The organism is Peribacillus sp. YIM B13481 (assembly GCF_042787985.1).
Classification (GTDB): Bacteria; Bacillota; Bacilli; order Bacillales; family DSM-1321; genus Peribacillus; species Peribacillus simplex_A.
Genome location: NZ_JBHZPE010000045.1, coordinates 1 through 21,314, shown reverse-complemented (window position 1 = coordinate 21,314; position 21,314 = coordinate 1). Strand labels below are relative to the sequence as shown.

15 protein-coding genes and 1 riboswitch are annotated in these 21,314 nt (G+C 40.6%); of the genes, 2 read left to right on the top strand and 13 right to left on the bottom strand.

The features are described from left to right. Window positions 1-15: 15 nt before the first annotated feature. Window positions 16-582 (bottom strand): GNAT family N-acetyltransferase, encoded by a 567-nt coding sequence (locus ACFX4X_RS20125; protein WP_377385783.1) that lies wholly within the window; start codon window positions 580-582, stop codon window positions 16-18. Window positions 583-621: 39 nt separating this feature from the next. After that, window positions 622-1,026 (bottom strand): secondary thiamine-phosphate synthase enzyme YjbQ, encoded by a 405-nt coding sequence (locus ACFX4X_RS20120; RefSeq protein WP_377385780.1) that lies wholly within the window; start codon window positions 1,024-1,026, stop codon window positions 622-624. Between the two features lie 167 nt (window positions 1,027-1,193). On the opposite strand from ACFX4X_RS20120, the gene ACFX4X_RS20115 reads away from it, so the two are divergent. Beyond that, entirely contained in the window at window positions 1,194-1,562 is a 369-nt protein-coding gene (locus ACFX4X_RS20115) for a VOC family protein (RefSeq protein WP_377385777.1), read from the top strand. A 44-nt stretch (window positions 1,563-1,606) separates the two neighbouring features. Here ACFX4X_RS20115 and ACFX4X_RS20110 read toward each other — a convergent pair whose 3' ends face one another. The 11 genes from ACFX4X_RS20110 to ku form a co-directional block, all read right to left on the bottom strand. Further along, window positions 1,607-3,499 (bottom strand): PTS fructose transporter subunit IIABC, encoded by a 1,893-nt coding sequence (locus ACFX4X_RS20110; protein WP_377385775.1) that lies wholly within the window; start codon window positions 3,497-3,499, stop codon window positions 1,607-1,609. A gap of 4 nt (window positions 3,500-3,503) precedes the next feature. Next, window positions 3,504-4,424 carry a 1-phosphofructokinase gene (gene pfkB, locus ACFX4X_RS20105; protein WP_377385773.1) on the bottom strand — a complete coding sequence of 307 codons (921 nt, stop codon included), beginning with the start codon at window positions 4,422-4,424 and terminating at the stop codon, window positions 3,504-3,506. Beyond that, the gene (locus ACFX4X_RS20100; protein WP_377385770.1) at window positions 4,424-5,176 is read right to left on the bottom strand and encodes a DeoR/GlpR family DNA-binding transcription regulator; all 753 of its coding nucleotides are present in this window, start codon (window positions 5,174-5,176) and stop codon (window positions 4,424-4,426) included. Before ACFX4X_RS20100 ends, pfkB begins: the two co-directional genes overlap by 1 nt. 236 nt (window positions 5,177-5,412) lie before the next feature. Further along, window positions 5,413-6,699 (bottom strand): 2-oxoglutarate dehydrogenase complex dihydrolipoyllysine-residue succinyltransferase, encoded by a 1,287-nt coding sequence (odhB, locus tag ACFX4X_RS20095; RefSeq protein ID WP_284470479.1) that lies wholly within the window; start codon window positions 6,697-6,699, stop codon window positions 5,413-5,415. 1 nt (window position 6,700) lies between these two features. Then, window positions 6,701-9,553: a 2-oxoglutarate dehydrogenase E1 component gene (locus ACFX4X_RS20090; RefSeq protein ID WP_089364858.1), complete on the bottom strand. Its 2,853-nt coding sequence runs from the start codon at window positions 9,551-9,553 to the stop codon at window positions 6,701-6,703. A gap of 365 nt (window positions 9,554-9,918) precedes the next feature. Further along, window positions 9,919-10,689, bottom strand: a complete 771-nt coding sequence (locus ACFX4X_RS20085) for a dioxygenase family protein (protein WP_377385765.1) — start codon at window positions 10,687-10,689, stop codon at window positions 9,919-9,921. 80 nt (window positions 10,690-10,769) lie between these two features. Continuing rightward, complete coding sequence (locus tag ACFX4X_RS20080) at window positions 10,770-11,651, bottom strand: polysaccharide deacetylase family protein (RefSeq protein WP_377385762.1); 882 nt, start codon at window positions 11,649-11,651, stop codon at window positions 10,770-10,772. Further along, on the bottom strand, window positions 11,638-15,087 hold the full coding sequence (metH, locus tag ACFX4X_RS20075) for a methionine synthase (protein ID WP_284470477.1): 3,450 nt from the start codon (window positions 15,085-15,087) through the stop codon (window positions 11,638-11,640). The genes ACFX4X_RS20080 and metH overlap by 14 nt, the downstream gene beginning before the upstream one ends. Then, window positions 15,080-16,927 (bottom strand): bifunctional homocysteine S-methyltransferase/methylenetetrahydrofolate reductase, encoded by a 1,848-nt coding sequence (locus ACFX4X_RS20070; RefSeq protein ID WP_377385759.1) that lies wholly within the window; start codon window positions 16,925-16,927, stop codon window positions 15,080-15,082. Before ACFX4X_RS20070 ends, metH begins: the two co-directional genes overlap by 8 nt. Window positions 16,928-17,030: 103 nt before the next feature. After that, window positions 17,031-17,129: riboswitch (SAM riboswitch) on the bottom strand. A 111-nt stretch (window positions 17,130-17,240) separates the two neighbouring features. After that, a complete protein-coding gene (locus ACFX4X_RS20065; protein ID WP_377385756.1) occupies window positions 17,241-17,891 on the bottom strand; it encodes an MOSC domain-containing protein in 651 nt (216 codons plus the stop codon). A gap of 510 nt (window positions 17,892-18,401) precedes the next feature. Continuing rightward, entirely contained in the window at window positions 18,402-19,244 is an 843-nt protein-coding gene (ku, locus tag ACFX4X_RS20060; protein ID WP_377385753.1) for a non-homologous end joining protein Ku, read from the bottom strand. Between the two features lie 149 nt (window positions 19,245-19,393). Between ku and ligD the strand changes: the two genes are divergently transcribed. Next, window positions 19,394-21,238 carry a DNA ligase D gene (gene ligD / locus ACFX4X_RS20055; protein ID WP_377385750.1) on the top strand — a complete coding sequence of 615 codons (1,845 nt, stop codon included), beginning with the start codon at window positions 19,394-19,396 and terminating at the stop codon, window positions 21,236-21,238. The last annotated feature ends 76 nt before the right edge of the window (window positions 21,239-21,314 follow it).

Here is a 21,314-nt window from a genome sequence, read left to right as displayed (position 1 = left end):
ATTAACTTAGAAATTTTAAAGATTCCCATTCCATTCCTCACGTAGTATACCCATTCTGATTGAATCATAATAATAACCATCATAATAACGGCATTTTCTCATTCTTCCCTCTATTTGCATGCCTACCTTTTCCCCAACAGCCATCATACGCTCATTACCTGACCATGTCGTCAGTCCAACCCGTTCAATCTCCAAGTTTTCGAATAAATAGTCTATGAACATCATTAACGCTTCTGTTCCATACCCGCCATTCCAATACCTTGGCTCAAAAATCGTAATCCCTATTTCCAGCCAACGTGAGGGTTCATGTTCCCAGTAATATACAACAGAACCTATTATTTGATCGTTTTTTTCCATTAATAGCTCGGAGTAAGCCCCCATTTTCTCATCATTGGTTCTGTGCTTCGTTTCTTTTTCGATATACGTATGGTAATCCATGAGTTCAAGAGGATAGTAAGGTGCATCCCACTTTTTCCATTCTGGTTTGACTTCTCCATATTTCAGGCTCCATAAACGTTTTAAATCGGCTTGTTTAACGTTCCTCAATATTACTTTTCTTCCTTTAATCCAAACATCGTCCAATCCTCTTCCCCCCACTTATTCCAGTATGTCCCCCCCGTTTTAGCCGTCGACACATAATTTAATAAAATATTGCCTATCTCTGGGACCATCGAATTCACAAAAATATATCCCTTGCCATGTACCAAGAATTAAACTTCCCTTATGGATGATCACCTGTTGTGAAGAACCAACCGTACTTGATTTCAAATGGGCAGCCGTGTTTCCTTCCTTATGTAAATCCAATGTATGATTCCATGGGTATTGCTCATCCAATCTTCTTAGCATATCCTTTTTGACATCGGGATCTGCATTTTCATTAATTGTGATCCCTGCTGTCGTATGCGGACAATATATAAGAGCTAACCCCTGTTGTATCCCGTATTCATTGATGAATGCTTGCACTTCTGCCGTAACATCAATCATATCATCCCTTTTAGTTGTTTTTAAGGTGTTTTTCTTCAGCATGTACGTCCACTCCTTTACCCATAAACATGACATTTATGCTTTAATAAACGAATCAAGAACCAACGATAAGCAAAACCGATCGATGATGAATTAAAAAATAAGCTATTTTTATTGATTTTTTTATTTTAATATTGGATATATAAGTAGCTAAGGGAGGGTGGGGAAAAATGGGTTTCGTTTTTAAAGCAATCGATCATTTCCAATTAGCATCTCCCAAAAATACCGAGGACCAATCAAGGAAGTTTTTCAATGAGATTCTAATGTTTCAGGAAGTGGATAAGCCTGCATCCTTAAAGTCAAATGGCGGAGTATGGTTCGAATCAGGATCGATCAAAATTCATGTTGGAACGGAAGATCAGTTCATTCCCGCGAGAAAAGCCCATCCAGCGCTTGAAGTAGAAAATCTTAGAGACTTTAAACAACATTTAATAACTAATCGTGTTTCTTTTACAGAAGACAAAAGGTTACCTGGGGCGAACCGCATCTATATATCCGATCCCTTCGGCAATCGGATTGAAATTTTGGAATGGATATAATAAAAGCGGGTCCATAAAATTGGACCCGCTTTCTTCATTATTTATTATTTTTGTTTCTTTTTCCAGAATCCCAACATTAAAGCGGTAATGAGGGACCCTATTAAAATGGCCAGCAAATAGAGAAAAGGATGGTTGACAAGGGGGATGACAAAAATTCCTCCATGTGGTGCTGGCAGAGTTACACCAAAAGCCATTGACAGGGCTCCTGCTGTCGCTGCCCCTACTACACTGCTGACGATAACGCGCAATGGATCCGCCGCCGCAAAAGGAATGGCCCCTTCTGTAATGAATGAAGCACCCATGAAATAATTTGTGAATCCAGATTTCCTTTCCGTTTCACTGAATTTGCTTTTAAAGAATGTAGTTGCAAAGGCAATCCCGAGAGGAGGTACCATTCCACCTGCCATGACGGCAGCATGAGGCCCGAAACTATGAGCTTCAATAGCTGCAAGTCCGAAAGTGAAAGCCGCTTTATTCAGGGGTCCACCCATATCTACAGCCATCATACCTCCTAGAATCAATCCAAGCAAAATAGCATTCGTACCTGATAAACCTTGTAGCCAGTTGGTTAAGCCTGTGTTAACTGCGGTTACTGGCCCATTTATAACAAATATCATGATTAAGCCTGTAATTAACATGCCGAATACAGGATAGAGTAAAACCGGTTTAATGCCTTCTAGTGTATGCGGTAACCTAGAAAACAGCTTTCGTAAAAATAAGACGACATAACCTGCAAGGAAACCGGCGATTAGTCCGCCAAGAAAACCGGCATGAGCCTGTGCTGCCAATAATCCCCCTACCATACCGGGAGCAAAACCCGGACGGTCGGCTATACTTGAAGCAATGAATCCAGCAAGGACTGGGACAAGTAAGAAGAAGGCACCACTAGTTCCCCCGCCAATATCACTTAATGCTTTGGCAATGGGATTATAATCAGGGTTTGCCGGATCGGCTGCCTGGATCCCAAAAAAGAAAGAAAGCGCAACCAAGATTCCGCCCCCGACAACAAATGGAAGCATATTACTTACCCCATTCATTAAGTGCTTGTAAATCCCCAATCCTCCTTTTGCTGAATCACCTTCATCACTTTTATCATTTCCAGTTCCTTTATAAACAGGTGCATCCTGATTAATGGCTCTGGTTAACAGCTCCTCGGTCTTCCGGATCCCATGGGCAACAGGGACAATAATGACGTGTTTACCATTAAAACGATCCATTTCCACCTGCTTATCCGCTGCAACGATAATCGCATCCGCCTCATCAATTTCTGCCGCGGTTAAACCATTTTTGATTCCTGTCGATCCATTTGTTTCCACTTTGAAATCGATTCCCATTTCCTTCGCTTTGGCCTTTAATGCATCAGCAGCCATATAAGTATGGGCAATTCCTGTTGGACAAGCTGTAACGGCAAGGATTTTCCCTTTGTTGTTACCGCTGGCAGCATCACTTGATTGCTGCTCTTCTCTTTCTTCTTCATCTGCTTCCATCTCTTTTTGATTGATTATCTCTAAGACTTCTTCACCAGAAGAAGACGAGATCAATCGGTCTCTGAATTTTTCATCCATCAGTAATGAAGAAAGCCGGGAAAGGGTTTCCAAGTGATCCGCATTCGCTCCTTCACTTGCTGCAATCATAAAGAACAGATGAGCTGGCTGACCGTCAAGCGATTCATAATCCACTCCATTAACTGATTTTCCGAAACAGATGGCAGGTGTCCTTACAGCATTTGTTTTAGCATGTGGTATCGCTATCCCTTCACCAATCCCTGTTGTGCTTTGTTGTTCACGTTTTAAGATAGCGGCTTTGAAAGCCTCCACATCGTTTAACCTGTCAGCCTCGGCTAACTTCCCTGACAGTTCATCAATGACAGCTTGCTTTGTAGCACTTTGTAGATTGATTATGATTGTATCCAATTTCAACAAGTCTGTAATTTTCATAAAGTCAGCCTCCTGTTAGTTGTTTGATATCAATTTGCGGTAATAACTCTTCGATTTTATCCAATGTACCAAGATCTGATGAAAAGGCTGTAGCACTTCCTGCTGCAAGACTGAATCGGAAAGCAGATAAAATATCCTCTGTCTTTTCATATGTCCCGATGAAACCGGCCACCATCGAATCACCGGCACCCACTGAGTTGAGGACTTTTCCTTTTGGCACATTAGCGGAATATGACTCACCACCGGAGCAAAGCACAGCACCCTGTCCTGCCATTGAAACGATAACGTTTTGTGCTCCTGATTGAACCAATTTAGAACCGTATTCGATAGCATCATCAACCGTTCTAATTTCTGTAGAAAAAAGTTCACCCAATTCATGGTGATTAGGCTTTATCAAAAATGGCCGATACGGAAGGACACTCAGTAATTCCCTCCCACTCGTATCCACCACCACCTTAATGCCATTATCAGAACAAGACTTTGCCATGGCTTCGTATACATCCGAAGGGACGCTTGGAGGGATGCTCCCTGACAAAATGAGAATATCTTTATTTTTCAACTGTTCAATCTGACTAAATAATTGTTGATAATCCCCTTTTGAAATAACTGGCCCTTGGCTATTGATTTCAGTCTCCAGCCCTGTTTTCAATTTAATGTTTATTCTTGTATCTCCTGTTATCTCTGTAAAATCCGTGAAAATCTCTTCCTGTCTTAAAAACCTTTTTACAAATTCACCTGTTTGTCCACCTATGAAACCTAAAGCTGTCGTACTATTTCCAAGCCTTTTAAGCATCCGGGAAACATTAATCCCTTTCCCTCCAGGGAATTTGGCATCATAACTAGTTCGATTCACCTTGCCCATTTTAAAACTCTCCACCTCGACCAGATAATCGATGGATGGGTTAAGTGTCACTGTATAAATCATTAAATGGTCACTACCTTTACCTTTGGATTTTTATGGAGCTGAGCAACAGCCTCTTCATCATTGCTGTCAGTAAGGATTATGGCATCGCTTACATCTGCCACCTTAGCGAAAGTAGCTTCATTCAATTTTGTACTGTCAGCAAGCACGTAGGTTTCGTTAGAGAGTCGTAATGCCATCTTCTTCAGTAGAGCTTCTTCCGGATCTGGTGTTGTGAAACCCAATTCTTGATGGATGCCGTTCATTCCCAAGAAACATTTATCGAAACGGTATTCATTCAAAAATTGTACAGCATTACTTCCTATAACCGCATTTGTCGAGAATTTAATCGTTCCGCCCACTAAGACTGTTTTGATTTTCAATTCAATAAGTTTTGGAATATGCATAAGACCATTTGTCATGACCGTTATATTCTTATCCTTTAAGTAAGGAATCATTTCTGCAGTGGTTGTGCCTGCATCAAGATATATACAATCATTTTTCTCTATGAATGAAGACGCAAGCTTTGCAATCAGTTGTTTTTCAGCTATTGCTTTGTTTTGCTTTTCTATAATCGTTGGTTCAAGGCCTTTTCTTTGAAGTAAAGAGGCCCCGCCATGCACGCGTTTCAAGAGCTTCATTTCTTCGAGTTGCACTAAATCTCTCCGAATGGTCGACTCCGAAGCATGTAACTGATCTACAAGCTCCTGAAGCTTAATCGTTCCCTGTTCTTTAAGGATCGATAAGATGAACTGGTGCCTTTCTGTTGTCAACAATCAATCCCACCTCACTTTAATATCATCATCATATATGAAAACAAAGGAATAATCAATCACAAACGTTTAAAAATATTCAAATACATTCAAAAATACCTCCAAAAACATTCACAACAGAGACAGAACCTTTTCATGACCCCCATTATCTTTTTTCAATGAAAATATGCCTTTCAGTTAAACTCATTCACAAAAAAATCCCCCATGTCATTATGACATGGGGGGGTTTTTATGATTTATTAGCCTTGAAGTAAAAGTTGTTCTGGATCTTCTAGCATATCTTTGATAGCTACTAAGAAACCAACCGCTTCTTTTCCATCAACGATACGATGATCGTAAGATAATGCAAGGTACATCATTGGTCTGTTTTCGATTTGATCTCCAACAGCGATTGGACGCGTCTTAATTGTATGCATGCCCAAAATCCCAACTTGAGGGGCATTCAAGATTGGTGTAGATAATAGGGAACCGAAAGTCCCTCCGTTTGTGATGGTAAAAGTACCACCAGATAAATCTGAAAGTCCCAGTTTGTTGTTACGCGCTTTAACAGCCAAATCAGAAATGTTCTTTTCGATTTCAGCAAAGCTTTTGCGGTCAGCATCCCTTACCACCGGAACGACAAGACCTTCATCAGTGGATACGGCTACACCGATATCATAAAAGTTCTTTTTCAGGATATGGTCGCCTTTGATTTCTGCATTCAATAACGGATATTTTTTCAATGCGCCAATGACCGCTTTAGTGAAGAATGACATGAAACCAAGTTTAACATCATTTGTTTTCACGAAAGAATCTTTATGGCGGCTACGCAATTCCATGACTGCAGAAAGATCGACTTCGTTAAAAGTAGTAAGCATGGCTGCTTCGGATTGTACTTGAACTAGACGTTTGGCAATGGTTTGACGACGGCGAGTCATCTTAACCACTTCAATGCGATCATCATTCACTTCAACAGGAGCTGCTGCTTGTTTAGCTGCAGGAGCTTGTGTTGGAGCTGCAGCAGGTGCAGAAGATGCAGCAGGTGTCACAGGTGCATTATTTGCTGCTTCTACATCTTGTACACGTACACGACCTAGTGGATCGACTACAGGCACTTGAGTCAAGTCAATTCCTTTTTCACGAGCCAATTTCCTTGCAGCTGGTGAAGCAATGACTTGTTGATTGGATGATGCTTCTTTCGTTTCAGCTTTAGGAGCCTCTTTAACAGGAGCAGCTTGTTCCGCTTTAGCTGGTTCTGCTTTGGCTACTTCAGCCTTAGGAGCTTCCGCTTTTGGAGCTGCTGCAGCTGACCCATTTTCATCAACGATAGCGATAGCCTGTCCAACTTGGACAGTATCGCCTTCTTCTGCTAATTGTTCCGAAAGAGTACCCGTATAATCTGAAATGATTTCCACGTTTACTTTATCCGTTTCAAGTTCAAGGACATATTCGCCTTTTTCAACATGATCACCGGGTTGTTTTAACCATTGCGCAATAGATCCTTCAGAAATTGATTCTGCTAATTCAGGTACTTTTACTTCAGCCATTTTATTTCTCCCCCTCATTATTGCGTGTAATTGCTTGAGTCATAATCCGTTGTTGTTCATTTTTATGGACAAGCGGATCTCCCTCAGCCGGGCTTGATCTGCGTTTCCTTCCTATATATGTCACTGAAAGATTCCCAGGAGCCGCTGCATTAAGGCGAGGTTCAACAAATGTCCAAGCCCCCATGTTCTTAGGTTCTTCTTGAGCCCAGAAGATCTCTTTAAGATTTGTATATTTTTTCAAAGCTTCTTGAACGCCAGTGAACGGGAATGGATAAATTTCTTCGATACTGATGATTTGCAACCAGTCCGTTTTTTGTTCAGTTGCCGCTTTTTCACGAAGTTCAACCGCCAATTTACCTGATGCAAAAACAATGCGTTCAACCGATTTAGGTTTTTTGCCTAAAGCTTTAGTTTCAACGAATGATTCAAAAGAGCCTTCACTGAATTCTTCAGCTGTAGAAGCCATCACTTGATTACGAAGCATACTCTTCGGTGTCATAATGACAAGCGGACGAACTTGCTCTTGATCCAAAATCTTAGCTTGTCTTCTAAGGATATGGAAGTATTGAGCTGCCGAACTTAAGTTAGCAACTGTCCAGTTGTTTTCAGCCGCTAATTGAAGGAAACGTTCTAGGCGTGCACTTGAGTGCTCTGGCCCTTGTCCTTCATAACCATGTGGAAGTAGCATGACAAGACCTGATTTTTGACCCCATTTTGCACGGCCAGCCGCAATGAATTGGTCAAAGATCACTTGTGCTGTATTTGCGAAGTCACCGAATTGGCCTTCCCATAATACTAGTGCCTCTGGAGCAAATACATTATAACCATATTCATAAGCTAGAACTGCCGTTTCAGTAAGCGGGCTGTTATGAACAGCGAAAGAAGCTTTAGCAGTTTCAAGTGTGTGAAGTGGTGAATATGTTTTTCCATTAACACTGTCATGTAACATGATATTACGTTGAGCGAATGTTCCACGCTCTGAGTCTTGTCCTGTCAAACGGATTGGAGTACCGTCACTCAATATGGATGCAAATGCCAGTGTCTCGGCATGAGCCCAATCAATTTTACCGTCAGCACCAAAGGAATCCAAGCGACGTGATAAAATCTTACCTAATTTTTTATTAGGAGTGAATCCTTCCGGCCACTTAACAAGTTCTTCGTTAATTGAAACCAGTTCTTGTTTCGGAACAGCCGTTTCAATGGCTGGAAGTCCTCTTTCAATAATCCCAGGAGGATTACATTCTTTAGAAGCTTCCGGTTTATTTCCGGAAATTTTCGCATATGCATCCGCAAGCCTTGTATCCACTTGCTCAGCAATTGCTTTAACTTCAGCTTCAGTGAACTCACCAGATTGAATGAGTTTCTTCCCATAAAGCTCTTTGACAGTTTGGTGCTTATGAATTAATGCATACATTTCAGGTTGAGTCACCAATGGCTCATCCATTTCGTTATGGCCGAAACGTCTGTAACCGATCAAGTCGATCAAGAAATCCTTATTGTATTTTTCGCGATATAGGTTCGCAAGGTTCACCGCAGCCATACATGCCTCTGGATCATCTGCATTCACATGTACGATCGGCACTTCAAAGCCTTTTGCCAAATCACTGGCATATAGAGTTGAACGTGAATCTTCACTTTCCGTTGTGAAACCAATCATATTATTGGCGATGATATGGATAGCGCCGCCAACTTGATAACCGCGTAAACGGCTTAAGTTAAACGTTTCAGGAACAATACCTTCACCTGGGAATGCTGCATCACCATGAATCAGGATTGCAAGTGATTTGGAAATGTCTTGGACAGGGAATCCTTTTTCTGAACGGTCTTCTTGTGCCGCACGAGAATACCCTTCCACTATTGGACCGACTACTTCCAAGTGACTTGGGTTATTGGCAAGTGTAACCCTTGCTTTTTGTATGTTAGCATTAGTAATCTGTTTATCCAGACCTAAATGGTATTTAACATCACCAGTCCATCCGTTGTTAATGCCTGTAGAACCTTCGGAAGGAACCAAATCTTTATTAGGTGAATGTTGGAATTCAGAGAAAATGACCTCATATGGCTTTCCTAGTACGTGTGCAAGCACATTCAAACGTCCCCGGTGAGCCATGGCAATATTCACATTCCCTGTTCCATTTTGAACAGTTTGTGAAATCATTTCATCTAAAATCGGCACTAGGGCGTCTAGTCCTTCAATGGAGAAACGTTTTTGCCCCACATATGTGCGGTGAAGGAATTTCTCGAAACCTTCAACTTCATTCAATCGCTTAAGTAATAGTTCTTTTTTCTCTTTAGCCACTTCCGGGAACATTTTTCCGGATTCGACCATATCAGTAAGCCATTGCTTTTCGTCCAAGTCATTAACATGGTGAAATTCAAAGGCTATCGTTTTTGTATAAAGTTGTTTTAGGTATTGAACGGCTTCGTATCCGTCTTTCACGTTTTCAGGTGATTCTGGACAAATTAAGTCAGCCGGTATTTTCCTTAAATCATCTGCGGTCAATCCATATTTTTCAAAGTGAATTTGTTCCGTATCTAGAGCTTCTTCTTTTAAAGGATAAATATTTGCTGCAAGATGTCCGTATGCACGGATGTTTTCTGCTAACGTAACTGCAGACATTATTTTCTTCATTGGAAGAACTTCTCTAGTTTGTACAGTTGGTGCACTTCCGATTGTTGTTTCAGCCGATACATCGAATGAAGGAGGACCTGATACTTCAAAAAAGTTTTTCAGTTCCGGATCTACTTCTTCCGGGTTGGCTTGAAATAGATCGTATTGCTCCATGACATACCCAAGGTTTGGACCTGAAAAAGTTTTCCATGGGTCGTATGCCTTAGCGTCCTTGATGGTCATTTTGTAAACCCCCAAATTTTTCTCATAATTTTTTGCATTTCGTTTTATCTATCCCCAAATTTCTTTCTTCTAAATTTTCCCCAAAAATATGATATATAATTAACAACTTTGGTTATTGAATAATAAAATTTTAAAGGATAAAACGTTTTCAGATGTTATATTAACATGTTTTTGTCGAAATATCCAAAGGTTAAACAACTTTATGCAACCTTTTTTAAACTATATTTTTGTTTAATTCGTCAAATTACGCTTTAAATTGACTTTTTTGCTCATTTAAGCCTTTTTTTCGCTAAAAAAAGATTTTTGTATTTTTGTATATCGTTTATATTTCAGGTATATTTAACTTGACTGAAAACCCTTACAAGTCAATCAAACTTCCAAGCTGTTAAACTCAGATTGCCATATTGAAATGTTCTGTGAAGGAGAGCCGATTTTTTGTTGACATCTCCTGCTCCCATTGCGATGATCAATGGAATGAAATGCTCTTTGGAAGGCACAGCATCTGTACTATAAGGAGCGATTTTTGCATAATTAAACAAAGATTCCAAATCCCATTTCATGATTTTCTCTTCAACCCAGTTCTCAAAGTTGATTGCCCACCCCTCTGCAACATGCATATCCTCCTGAATATGGGTGAAATTATGGACAATTCCACCGCTCCCGATGATTAAAACATTACTTTCCTTTAATTCCCTCAATGTTCTCCCGATTTCATACTGCTTGTCCAATGGAAGTGCAGGACTAATGGACATAGATACGATCGGGATGTCAGCTTCAGGATACATAATGTGCAAAAGCCCCCATGCTCCATGATCTAGGGGGCGCCTTTCATCAAGTTGCCCCCATACACCTATCCTTGACAATAAGGTTAAAATTCGATCGGACAGCTCCAGGCACCCCGAAGCAGGATATGTTATCTGAAATATTTCTTCAGGATACCCTGCAAAATCATAAATGACTTCATGCTTCCCTACCGCTGAAATCATCTGATCTTCACTTTCCCAATGTGCTGACAAAATAACGATGGAAGTTGGTTTTTCCATACCCTTCATATAATCCTTCAAAAAAGAAGTGTAGCTATTTTTTTCCAGAGCTAATAAAGGTGTTCCATGTGATAAAAACAATGATGGCATCATAGAAACGATAAATCCTTTCACAAAAGTAATCTAATCTCTTATCTTATACCTTAAATTACTTAACATAAACAATGTGTTCATCAATTAAATTGTATTTTTGGGGTTGTCTCGTCAATAGTATCAAAGGTATACCCTTCTTTTTTAAGATATTCAATAATATCAGGCAATGCCTTCACTGTATTTTTCATACTATTGATATCATGCAGCAAGATATTAACTTGCTTTTGATCTTTCGTGCCTTTTTGTACGGAAGTAATGATTTGTTGTTCACTTATTGATGGACTGATCCCATCTGTCGAATCAATCGTCCAATCGAAATAAATATACCCTTTTTCCATTAGTTGTTGAAGGATTCCATTAATGATGGGTTTAGTTGCAGCCTGATGCCTAAGACGATTATTGGAACCGCCAGGAAGGCGTACAATACGGCTTTTAACCCCAAACTCCTTTTGCAGCATGGTTTCAAGCCTATTCAAATCTTGAAAGAAGCTCTCGGTCGATCGATAAACGATGGAATAATCATGTGTATAAGAATGAAGGGCAATCGCATGACCTCGGGAAATCATTTCCTGATAGCATTCCTTTGCGTATGGTTCTTCGTTACCTTTAACGAAAAATGTGGCCTTAACATGATAGCGGTCCAAAATATCTAATATCTCCATCGTATTCAAAGAAGGTCCATCATCGAAAGTCAAATAAGCGACTTTCTGATTTTCCTTACTTTTTAGGATCGGTTTCATCTCTTCGGGAACCATTGCATGTACATGAATGGCCAGCACATCCGTCAATAACAAAAAAATAATGAAAGAACATACTATGGTGAGAAATAATTTAAGCGGATTCTTCATATGCTGCATCCCCTTCCTTTTGACCATTAAGATGTACCATTCAAGAGGTTTCATGCGCAATAAGGCAGCGGTAAAAAATACCGCTGCCTTATCCATATGCTTACCGATCGACATTAAAGTAACGAGCTTCCGGATGTGCAAAAACTATGGCTGAAACGGAAGCCTCAGGTTCCATCATGCATCCTTCAGTCAATTCCACGCCAATATCCTGAGGTTGTAACAGGCGGAATAGCTTTTCCTGGTCCTCCAGATTAGGACAAGCTGGATAACCAAATGAAAATCTTTGCCCGGTGTACTTAGCGGCAAACCGCTCTTTCATAGACATTTCAATCGGATCGCTTATACCTAAATCATCACGCATTAATTGATGAATTCTTTCGGCAAACCCTTCAGCCGTTTCGAGAGCAAGTGATTGAAGGGCGTGATTTTTCAAGAAATCACCTTCAAGCTTTAGTTTTTCTGCCCATTTTCTGATCCCTTTTCCGGCGGTTACCAGGAAGAAACCAACATAATCCATTTGTCCGGAGGAAACCGGTTTCGCGAAGTCCGCTAAACAAAGGTGCGGATTGGTATCTTGCCTAGGAAAGTCAAAAGTCTCCAATATCTCCAGGTGATTTTCCGGGTTGTAAACCAATAGTTTGTCTCCTTCACTTTGAGCAGGGAAAAATTGATAAATTGCATGCAAGCCGTAGTCGGGTTCCGTCTTTAAGAATTCGATCAATTCATCAACAAGCGCATTCAGCTGCACTGCTTTTTCATTCCCTTGCTTTAGCAATTCGGCGAGCTTACCTTTTAAGCCCAAATGATGTCCAATCAGCATTTGCCTATTAATGTATGGCTGGATTACATCCAATGGATAGTTTTTCAGGACGTGACGTTTGATATCACGCGGTTTTTGAACAGGCACATTACTCAAAGGCGCAGCTGCGGACTGCTTCCGAACAGGTTTTTCCATCGTGGCAGCAATAGCGGCATTGACTTTCGATTTTTCTCGTTTCTCGACTAACTCTTTTAAATACACCACTTTTTTGTCAGTGTCATGTAAAATATTCGTTACAGCTAAACCATCCATCGCATCTTTGGAATATAAAACAGGTCCTTCATATTCTGGTGATATTTTAAAATCGGTGAATTTACGGGATAGCGCTGCCCCTCCCACTAAAATAGGGGTATCTATTCCCGCCTGCCTTAAATCCTGTGCGGTTAAAACCATTTGCTGTGCTGATTTAACCAGTAACCCAGATAGGCCAATGATGGTTGGCTCATGTTTTCGAACCTCCTCAATGATTTGTTGCGGTGCGACCTTGATACCCAAATCAATGACTTCATAGCCATTATTGGATAGGATGATATCCACTAAGTTTTTCCCGATATCATGTACATCCCCCTTGACAGTAGCTAAGAGGATCTTTCCTTTTTTAGCGCTATCTTCAGAGTTTTCCATTAGCGGCTCAAGGTGAGATACAGCCGCCTTCATTGCCTCTGCACTCTGAAGCACTTCTGCGACAATAAGTTGGTTGTCGTTAAATAACCGACCCACTTCACTCATCCCATCCATCAATGGTCCATTGATGATTTCCAATGGGGTATCACCGCGCTCAATTGCTATATTTAAATCATCAATTAATCCTTCTTTCGTTCCTTCGATAATATAGTTACCTAAACGTTCGTCCAATGGCAGGATAACACCATTATCCTTCTTCTCCGCTTTTTTACCACGATAGAACTCGGTAAAGATACCTAAAGTTTCTGTAGATGTCTCAAACAGGAGTGCCTCAGCCAATTTCACTTCCTCTTCAGGTATCAGAGCGAAACGTTCAAGTTTTTCTGTATTAACGATAGCATAATCGAGACCTGCTTTTGTACAATGGTAAAGGAAAACGGCATTTAGAATTTCCCTTCCCCTTGCTGGCAGACCGAATGAAACATTCGAAATGCCAAGTATCGTTAAGCATTCCGGATACTTTTCTTTGATCGCCTTTATTCCTTTCACCGTTTCTAAAGCAGATCCGATATATTGTTCATCTCCCGTCCCTACAGGAAATACCAGCGGATCAAAAATGATGTCACTTTTGTTTAGACCATATTTATTGACAAGCAATTCCACCGACCGTGTAGCCACTTCCAATTTCCGTTCAGCATCGACGGCCATCCCAATTTCATCAATCGTTCCTACGACAACGGCAGCACCATATTGATGGATGAATGGTACAATTTTTTCAAAGCGTTCTTCACCATCTTCAAGATTAATGGAATTAATGATGGACTTTCCTTGTGAATGTTTTAATGCTTGTTCAAGTACGGCTTCATCTGTAGTATCGATGACCAATGGGACTTTCACTTTTTTGACGACCTCTTCTACGAACTCCTTCATATCGCCAAGTTCATCCCCATCAGGATCAGCAAGACAGATATCAATGACATGGGCACCTTTTTTCACCTGGGCACGTGCAATTTCAGCAGCTGGCTCGTAATGCTTTCCACGAATCAGCTCCTTGAATTTTCGAGATCCGATAACATTCGTTCTCTCACCAACGAATAAAGGGCGCATTGAATCATCATAAATGAGCGGCTCTATGCCTGATACGGCATGACCATGGGCTGAGGTCGAAATAGCACGGGGCTGAATGCCTTCGAGGACCCTGGAAAGTTCTTTAATATGCTCTGGTGTCGTACCACAACAGCCCCCAATGATATTGACCCATCCCTTTTCGGCAAATTGCTTCATTTTCTCCGCAAGGGAAGTCGGTGACTCATGATAGTGACCCTCTTCATCCGGGAGCCCAGCATTCGGATAACAACTGATGGCGCTATTTGCTATATCTGCAAGTGTCCTGATATGGTCTATCATGAACTCCGGACCTGTTGCACAATTCAGGCCGACAGCCACGGGCTTCATATGTTCAACCGATAAATAGAAAGCTTCTATGGACTGGCCAGCGAGTGTCGTGCCCATCGGTTCGATCGTACCTGATATGATGACAGGCACATCTTTTCCTGTTTTAGCGAAGGCTGCTTTGATTCCAGAAAAGGCAGCCTTGACATTAAGCATATCCTGACAGGTTTCCACCAATAGCAAGTCCACCCCACCATCCAAGAGACCAAGTGCCTGTTCTTCATAGGAATCGGTTAAAATATCAAAAGTCGTTCCCCCTGTTACGGAAAGCGTTTTTGTAGTGGGACCCATCGAGCCAGCCACATATCTTGGCCAATCTTCATTTGAATACTTTTCACATGCTTTAACGGCAAGCTCGGCTGAAATTTTATTAAGCTTGTAAGCGATTGTGCTTATTTGGTATTCTTCAAGCACGATGCTTGTCGCTCCGAAGGTATTTGTTTCAATGATATCAGCGCCTGCTGCTAAATATTTTTCATGGATGGATTGGATGATTTCTGGTTGTGTCAGTGATAAATACTCATTGCAGCCCTCGAATTGTTCCCCGCCAAAATCCTCTGCTGTTAAATTCTCCGCTTGGAGCATGGTCCCCATCGCTCCATCAAGAAGGAGAATCTTAGTATCCAACTGTTCTTGAATCGCTTTTTTATTCATGTACTGCCACCTCTGATGTTTGTTTACTATCGACTTTTCTAATATATTTCGTAAGTTCCGCCGTCATTTCATAGCGAAGGAACGGAGTAATTAAATATATGCCCTTGAATTTTTCCCTTGCCGCGTCCACTAGCTCTCGTGCGATATTCACCCCTTCAATCCTTGACTTTACAGGGTCATCCCCCGCTAAAGCCATAGCCCTTCTAACATTATCAGGCAATTTGATGCCTGGGATTTCATTATGGATGAATTCGGCGTTCCGTGTGCTTGTCAAGGGCATGATACCGATGAAAATCGGGGTCTCTAAATGTTTTGTAGCTTCATATACCTCTTCAATCTGCTCCACCGAATAAATTGGCTGTGTCAAAAAGGATTGAGCACCACATGCAATCTTCTTTTCCATTCTCTGAACAGCTTTATCTAGATATTTCACATTGGGATTAAAAGCGGCGGCAATTTTAAAATTTGCCCGTTGGCCCAAACTTTGACCGGAATAGGAAAGACCCTCATTAAATTGTTTGACCATACTTATCAGGTCAAACGACGATAAATCATAAACCGAAGTGGCACCTGGGAAGTCCCCAATTTTAGAAGGATCTCCGGTGATGATCAATAACTCGTTCAGCCCCACAGTCTGCAGACCCATTAAATGTGACTGCAGGCCAATTAAATTTCGATCCCGGCATGTTATATGCACCATCGGCGTTACATTCAATTGGTTCTTCAGTAAATTAGCCAGTGCATCATTCGATATCCTTGGTGAAGCAAGTGAATTATCCGCTAATGTAATTGAATCGACCCCTGCTTTTTTCAAAACCTCAGCACCAGTCATGAAACTCTCTATTCCCAACTTTTTCGGTGGATCAAGTTCAACTAGTATCGTCCTTTCAGTTTTGGCCTTTTCGTAAAGTGGGATTTCCAACTCTCTATCAATCACTTCAATTATTTCTATTTCACGGATTTTAGTAATTTTCTCTTTTACTGGAACCAAACTTCCAATTGCATTCTTTACAGCTTGAATATGCAAAGGCGTCGTTCCACAGCAGCCTCCTATGATCGTGGCACCTTGCTCACGCAGCTCGAGGGCACTTGAACCGAAATATTCCGGTACAGCTTTATAGACAAGCCTTCCATCCACATAATCCGGAAGGCTGGCATTAGGATAAATGGCAATCGACGCTTGCTTTGGCAAACTTACTTCTTCCAAGGCCCTAATCATATGATGTGGACCGAGACGGCAATTCACCCCAACAACATCGGCACCCAATTGCTCAAGTTTTTGAAAGGCTTCATTTAAATGGACTCCATTTTGAAGATTACCCAGTTCATGCATCGAAACATTTGCGATGATCGGCAGTCCAGTTTCATTTTTAACGATTTGCAGGACGGTTTCAAGTTCTTCCAGGTCATAGAATGTTTCTAGGAGAATCCCATCAGGATTTTCCATCAGCAGACTGTATAGCTGTTCTCGAAAACCTCGCTTTATCTCTTCAATGCTTAAATCCGATTTCCTGATACTCCGCTGTGCCCCTATGGTACCGAAGACATATGCCTTTCCTTTTGCCGCTTTTTTAGCAAGGATGACTCCCTGGCGATTGATTTTGCTTACTTCATCTTCTAGTCCATGGCGTTTCAATTTGTTGAAGTTGGCTCCGTAGGTATTCGATTGAAGGATATCTGCACCAGCTTCCAAATAAGCACGGTGGATGGACACTATTTGATCTGGGTTCGTACAGTTTAATTCCTCATAACATTGATCGATGCCATTAGAGTACAGTAAGGTCCCCATTGCCCCTTCCCCAACCAGCATTCTTTCTTTCACTTCTTTACGAAAATTCATCATTACATCCTCTCTCAAAAACAATCCTGTTTTTGTCGTTTTCTATGAGTATGAGAGAAAAGAAAAAAAACCTTCTCAAAGAAGAAGGTTTTTTGAAACATTCTCCTCATCTATCAAGCTCTGCTTGTTGGATTTAGCACCTTTGCCTAAGCTGGTTGCTGAGGTTTCTTCGGGCCAGTCCCTCCACCTCTCTCGATAAGATCCATTTATATAATTTTCACAAGATTTCAAAATTTGATTATATTTAATTTACATTAATAATCTGTCAATTTCAATACCTGATCGTCATTTTTTTCACTTTTGCAAAAATCATTCAATCTTTTGCAGCCTGGACTCCCTTTAATATCCTCCGTTTCCAGTCTTCCGCTAACGAATCCAGTTTAAGTAAAGCGTTTGCGCCTTCCAGCCCATCTCGTTTATGAAGGATCACCTCTGCTGCATAATGAACTGAAATTTTTTCTTGCAAACGATCTATTAGCACGATTTCGTTTTGTTTATTTATCGTTCCTTCTTGAAGTACTTTTGCAAAATAACCAGTGAAACTCGTTTTTAGCACGAGTTCCAAAAACTTAGGTTCTTGATTGAAGTGGGAAATGGTCGAACAAGGAATCCTCCCCTGGTTAATTTGAACAATCACTTCGCCTATTTGATAAATATCGCCGATATATGTTGATACTTCCGTCATCCCCGCTATGGTTAAATTTTCACCGAATGCAGGGATATCCAGCTTTTTAGAGAATTTTTCATTCCATAATGAATAATGCTCAAAGGGGTAAAAGCACAAAGCCCGATCAGGACCTCCATGGAACTTTACATTACCTACCCCATCACCAATTATGCCAGATCTAGTTACTGTCACATTATCCTGTGCTTGTTTATCCATGGCTGAAAAGATATCGATATTCGAAAAATTTTCCTGTTTGGCCCTTCCGGCATGAAGCGATTTGATTTTTCCATTTTCCATTTTTAACATCATCTTCCGTTCATTTTAATTTATATCATCCCATATGTTTAAATTATACTAAAAATCCATTTTTTCTGTAATTATTTATGAGAATATAGTGGATCGGAACATACAAAATCCCCCATGATCGGTAGAATATCATTGATTTCCAGAAAAAATCATAGGATAGTTTAGTAATTTTGTTGCTATTTCAGAATTAAATATGGTAGAATATGAACACAATATATAGTCGAAAACTACAACCGTTCGCCTATATGTTGATTTTCACGATTGAATTCCTCATTGTCGCTCTTTAGGGAGCGAATTTTTTTGCCTTCATTTGCATCCACTATTTCCTTTTAATCCCATTAATCGGATCACATCTAGATCCAATACCTATTTGTACATGCATTACTTATGTAATTTTAACGAATTATTTCTTTGTAAAGTCTTTCATAATCTTGCCATTCCCTTGGCTAAAACGAGCAAAAAGCCGAGCGACATAATGCGTCTTCCGCTCAGCTTCCTGTTTTATGCTTGTTTCTTTTTTTTCGGTGCCGCTTTCTTTCGGGTCGTCTTTTTCTTTTCTGGTTCATCATGTTTCGTTCGGTCAATGGATGCCTGTAAAGCCTCCATTAAATCTGTTACATTGTTGGAAACTGGCTCTTTTGTTTTGGCTGTAATCGTCGTTTGTCCCGTTTTCTTCGATTCAATCAATTCAAGTAATGCTGTTCGATAGTCATCGGTGTATTTTGCCGGATTGAAAGTAGTCGTTAATTGATCTATCAATAACACGGCAGTATCTATTTCCTTTTTTACAATGGTATCATTAGCAGGGATATTCGGTACATCCGCTGTTGAGCGAACTTCATCCGGGTAATGGATCGTTTCCATCACCAAGGTATTATCAACGACTCGAATTACCGCCATTTGTTCTTTTGAGCGAATGATGATTTTCGCTAACCCTACCTTATCCGATTCCTTGAGGGCCTGTCTCAGAAGGGAATAAGCCTTTATCCCTCCATCATTAGGCGACATGTAATAACTCCGGTTAAAATATATGGGATCTATTTCTTCTATTTTAACGAAATCCACAATTTCCACGGCTTTTTCTTCGTTTTGTTTTTTCAGTTGCTCTAGTTCATTGTCTTCCAAGACAACAAATTTTCCCTTTGTATACTCAAAAGCGCGGACTATATCATCCTTACCCACTTCTTTCTGGCATACCGGACAAACTTTTTCGTATTTAATCGGTGAATGACATTCCTTATGCAACGTCCTTAAAGAAATATCCTTATCCTCCGTTGCAGCATGAAGTTTAATCGGAATGTTCACCAAACCGAATGATATGCTCCCCTTCCACATCGTATGCATATTCGTCACCTCATAACTTATTTTTAAAGAGAAGAACAATTTTATTATTCCCCTTTGTTCAAAAAAAACCGAAAAAACAATTGCCAACTCTAACACTTCGTTTTTTTGGCAAAATAATGTTAATCAATTATTTGCGGAGGTAAAACTAAATGAAACCAATGCTGCCAACCTATTACCCTGAAGCCCCCACCTCCAAAGATTGGCGTTATGAGGTCAAATATGACGGCTTTAGGACAATTTTAACGATAGACTCCGATACGATAAGCATCTCGAGTCGAAACGAGAAGGAATTATCACCACAATTCCCAGAAATCATTGCTTACATCAAAAATTTGGACCTGGAAGATTATCTCCCGCTACAGTTAGATGGAGAGTTGGTTTGGCTTACCAATCAAGCAAAGGCCGACTTTTGCCAAATACAGTGGCGAGGGCGCCTTGGGAAACAATCCTTAATTTCAGAAAAAGCTCATTTTTCGCCATGCCGGTTTATTGCGTTTGACCTGATTCGCATCAGCGGAAAGGACATAGCTGCTAAACCTATGGAAGAACGAAGGGGATTCATGCTGAATATGGGTGAAGCACTTGGTTTTCCTATGCCGCCTGACCCCAACGATAAGGCTTTGATCCAAATAATTGAGAGTTTTGACGTTTTGGATAATGCCTTGAATAAGGTCATCCTATTAGATGGCGAAGGGGTTGTCGCTAAGGAAGTTCGGGGTACTTGGCAAGAAGGAAAACGTACTACATCTTGGATCAAAGTGAAAAATTGGAAGACCGTTTCTTGTTTCATTACAGCATTGCACAAAGAAAATGGTTACGTTTCCCTCGCAGTTTTAAAAGAAGGTGCCGCAACGAAAATCGGAAGTGTTAAAAATGGACTGAGTGCTCAAGATAAAAGGATATTGCATGAACTGATCAAGCAAAATGCATCAGATGAAGATGCACAATTTTTTTATATCCATCCATCCATTTGCATCGAAGTTCAATTCCTACACGTATATGAGGAAAATGAATTGCGTGAACCTCAGTTTTCGCAATGGCTTTTACAAACGGCTCCCGAAGAATGCACCTGGGAGAAATTCGTGATAGGCCAGTACACGTTTCCAGATACTGTACAAATAACCTCCAAGGATAAACCGCTTTGGTTAACTGGTAGAAAAAAGGTGGTAAAAGTTGAATACCTCCATTATTTAAGAGAGGTTTCATCCTTCTTCTTACCTTTCTTAAAGGATAAACTGCTTACGACAATCCGTTATCCTCATGGCACTATGGATAAAGAAAGATTTTTCCAGAAAAACAAACCTGATTATGCGCCGGCCTTTATTAAAACGTTCATGGATGTGGATATCGAGTATATGCTGTGTAACGATATTGAAACGCTTCTTTGGTTTGGTAATCAACTTGCATTGGAATTCCATGCCCCATTTCAGAAAGCGGGTAAAACAAGACCCGACGAAATCGTCCTGGACTTAGACCCTCCTTCCATCGAATTTTTCTCATTGGCGATAAAGGCCGCACAGGAAATTAAAAAAGTGATGGAATCATTAAGGATAAAGGCTTTTGTAAAAACGTCAGGTAACAAAGGACTGCAAATTCACATCCCTCTGCCTGATGACAGATTTACTTATCAGGAGACACGCATATTCACCGACTTTCTCGGCGACTACCTAACCAGTTCCAACCCAAATGATTTTACAACGGAAAGAATGAAAATAAATCGGCATAATCGACTTTACTTGGACTTTGTGCAGCATAGTGAAGGAAAAACCATAATTGTTCCTTATTCCCCACGCGGAAATTCTTTCGCGGGTGTGGCCACACCTTTGTTTTGGAAGGAAGTGGACGAAAGTCTCCAGTTGAAGGACTATACGATTGAAACCGTACCAAACAGATTAAAAAGGGAAGGGTGTCCATTTATGGATTACAGACTTGTCGATAATGGCCCAGCCTTTTTGGAAGTATTGTCGTTCCTAAAACAAAAAAAGACCAACTAATTGAACTGCACCCCAATTGTTAGACACTATCTAACAATTGGAGGTGCTATTTTTTATGACAAAATATTCATTAGAG